The organism is Agreia sp., assembly GCF_964263775.1.
In the GTDB taxonomy this organism is placed as follows: domain Bacteria; phylum Actinomycetota; class Actinomycetes; order Actinomycetales; family Microbacteriaceae; genus Agreia.
Map to the genome: position 1 here is coordinate 1 of NZ_CAXVWM010000029.1, position 3,059 is coordinate 3,059.

Annotated in this window: 5 protein-coding genes; 4 read left to right on the top strand and 1 reads right to left on the bottom strand. The window is 65.7% G+C overall.

Annotated elements, in window-relative coordinates:
- Window positions 1-647: glycosyltransferase (locus ACE5CZ_RS02675; RefSeq protein WP_374945819.1), on the bottom strand; the 647-nt coding region annotated here is incomplete at its 3' end.
- 57 nt (window positions 648-704) lie between these two features.
- Here ACE5CZ_RS02675 and ACE5CZ_RS02680 point away from each other — a divergent pair.
- From ACE5CZ_RS02680 to ACE5CZ_RS02695, 4 genes are all read left to right on the top strand, one after another.
- Window positions 705-1,646, top strand: coding sequence for a glycosyltransferase (locus ACE5CZ_RS02680; RefSeq protein ID WP_374945820.1), 942 nt, complete (start codon window positions 705-707; stop codon window positions 1,644-1,646).
- Between the two features lie 45 nt (window positions 1,647-1,691).
- The gene (locus ACE5CZ_RS02685) at window positions 1,692-2,429 is read left to right on the top strand and encodes a glycosyltransferase family 2 protein (RefSeq protein WP_374945821.1); all 738 of its coding nucleotides are present in this window, start codon (window positions 1,692-1,694) and stop codon (window positions 2,427-2,429) included.
- Complete coding sequence (locus tag ACE5CZ_RS02690; protein ID WP_374945822.1) at window positions 2,426-2,791, top strand: DUF2304 family protein; 366 nt, start codon at window positions 2,426-2,428, stop codon at window positions 2,789-2,791. Before ACE5CZ_RS02685 ends, ACE5CZ_RS02690 begins: the two co-directional genes overlap by 4 nt.
- 11 nt (window positions 2,792-2,802) lie before the next feature.
- On the top strand, window positions 2,803-3,059 hold a 257-nt coding region (locus tag ACE5CZ_RS02695), incomplete at its 3' end, for a DUF2142 domain-containing protein (RefSeq protein WP_374945823.1).

The following is a 3,059-nucleotide window of genomic DNA, read 5'->3' on the forward strand; positions in this document are numbered from 1 at the left end:
GGACGCCATTTCAGCGGCGTGACGTTGTAGTCGTGCAGTCGCCGCTCGACGACGACCTCGCCCAGATGCGAAATCGATCGGGTGGCGTTGCCGAGGATGGCCAGCCACAGGTCGTGCGACTCGATGAAGATCTCAGGAAAAGGCACGAGATCGGGCACCAGCTCGCGCCGGAATCCCATGGCGCATCCGAAGTACGGTCGGTAGCCGATAAGAATAGCGAGTGTGTTCCAGCCGATCTGCCGGTCGTAAGCCGGCCTCAGCGGCCGGCGGGCAGGCATCCGACCGTCTTCGTCGAGCACCGAGTAGTTGCCTGCCACGACGAGATGCGTCTCGAGCTGACCGATCATCAACTCGAGCCGACCGGGGGTCCATACATCGTCTTGGTCGGCGAGCATGACGTATCTTCCGCGAGCGCGGCGGATCGCGTTCTCGAACGTTCGCACGTATCCGCGGTTGAGCGTCTCGGTATGAAGGCGGATGCGCGGGTCGTCGATCGCTTGGATCACCGCGACCGTGTCATCGGGCGACGCGTCGTCGACGATCACGAGCTCGTCATCGTCGTGCAGCTGCTCGAGAATCGAATCGATCTGCTGCCTCACGAACGGTGCGCCTCGATAGGTGGCCATGCACACGCTCGCCCGGATCATGCCACCATAGTATTCGCCCGACGCAGCCGCCCCGGCGACCGACGAGAAAGGGTCCGCGTGCCCCGCTCCGCCACTCCGCACCCCTCGACCCGGGTCGTCGCCGTCATCACCGCGTTCAACCCCGGCCCCGCACTGCTCGACGCGTGCACCTCGCTCCTGTCGCAGACGGCCTCGGTCACCATCGTCGACGACGGCAGCACGACCGATGTCACGGAGATTCTGGATGCCTGTGCCGCGGCCGGGTGCCAGGTCGTTCTGCTCGGTCAGAACTCGGGAATTGCCGCTGCCCTGAACGCGGGCGTCGATGCTGCGCTGGCCGCGACACCCGGCGCCGACTTCGTGCTGACGCTCGACCAGGACTCGTCCCTGCAGAGCGATTACGTCGACCGGGCCGTTGCGGCGTTCGACTCGGCCTCGGTGGCAGGAGTGCGAGTGGGCCTCGTGGCTCCGCACTCGGTCGAGGGGCTACCCTCCCGCGTGGCGGAGGTGCGCAATGGTGTCGTGCTGGGGCTGGAGCCGATCCAGTCCGGCCTCGTCATTCCCCGCTCCGTGTGGCTGCACGCCGGGCCGTTCCGCGCCGGCCTGTTCATCGACTCAGTCGACACCGAGTACTTCATGAGACTCTCCGACGCCGGATTCGAGACCGTGCTCGCCGCCGGCACCCACCTCGGCCACCGCCTTGGAGGACGCTTCCATCCCACGGTCTTCGGACGACGACTGCGTGTCAGGGGCACCGATGTCTCGCTCGTGCGGAGCGCGCCGTTCCGCTACTACTACATCGCGCGCAACCGGGTGCTGATGAATCGGGCGTTCGGCGCACGGCACCGGGCGTGGTCGATGCGGGAGACCATGCTCGACGCACGGCACTTCGCCATCGTGCTGGCGTTCTCATCGAACAGGGCTACTCTCGCCCGTCTGATCATTGCCGGCTGGCGTGACGGCGTTCGCGGTCGACAAGGCCGCATGCCCCAGACTCTTGAACGGATCGCTCGCGGCTGATCGCGCCTCCATCCCTGAGCTATGAGGCACGCTTATGATTGTCGGATGCCCAGCCCCTTCGAAGGCACGCTCATCGTGATGCCCGCATTCAACGAGGAAGAGGCCGTCGGCAACGTCGTTCGCGAGGTTCTCGGTACCTTTCCCGGCATCCACTGCCTCGTCGTCGACGACGGTTCCGTCGACGCGACGTCGGCCGAGGCCGCGGACGCGGGAGCGATCGTCGCCGCGCTGCCCTTCAACCTCGGTGTCGGCGGCGCGATGCGCGTGGGTTTCAAATACGCACTTGAGCACGGCTACTCGAACGTCATTCAGATCGACTCCGACGGCCAACACGACCCCGTCGGTGTTCCCGCCCTTATCGAACAGCTCGCCACAAATGATCTTGTACTCGGCGCGCGCTTCGCAGGAACGGGCGAATACTCCGTGCGGGGTCCACGGCGCTGGGCGATGCTCATGCTCTCGGGCATCTTGAGCCGCCTCGCCGGTACCCGGCTCACGGATACGACCTCGGGCTTCCGCGCCAGCGGCCCGCGCGCTGTGCGGCTGTTCGCGGCCCACTATCCCGCCGAATACTTAGGTGACACCGTCGAGTCTCTCGTCATCGCCTCAAGGGCCCGCCTCACGGTAAGCCAGGTGGGCGTGGCCATGCGGCCGCGCGCCGGCGGACGCCCCTCCCACAACCCCTTCAAGGCCGCGATCTACCTCGGCCGAGCGGTGATGGCGCTGTTTATCGCCCTTCTGCGCCCGCCTGTCATCCTGCCCACGGAGGCGTCGACCCGATGACGATAGCCACGTATCTGCTCGGTGTCTTCTCGGCCCTTCTCACGCTCGGCGTCGTCATCGAGATGCTACGCCGTCGCCGCCTGCGTGAGCGGCACGCTGTCTGGTGGCTGTTGGCGGGAACACTGGCCCTGCTCGTAGGACTATTCCCCGACATCCTGGGCTGGGCCGCAAGCCTCGTCGGTGTCGCCGTGCCCACCAACCTCATCTTCTTCGTAAGCATGGCGGTGCTGTTCCTGGTCTCGATCCAGCACAGTGCCGAGCTCACCGACCTCGAGACCAAAACCAGGGTTCTCGCCGAGACGGCCGCCCTACAGCAGTTGCGCATCGCAGAACTCGAGAAGTCGATTCGGAAAGAGTCGTGAGTCGAGGCCCGATGACGGTTAAACCCGGTAGGTGGACGATCTTCGTCGGCGCATGGATCGCGCTCTTTCTTCTCGCAGCAGCATGGGCCATCTCGTCGCCGATCTCGTCCGGACCGGATGAGCCTGCCCACTTCGTCAAAGCGGCATCCGTGGCGCGAGGCCAGCTGGTCGGCCCGCAGGGCACCTACGGCAACGAGGTCGATGTGCCTCAGTACGTGCAGTGGACCAACGCGCGCACATGTTTCGTCTTTCACCCTGCGGTTCCGGC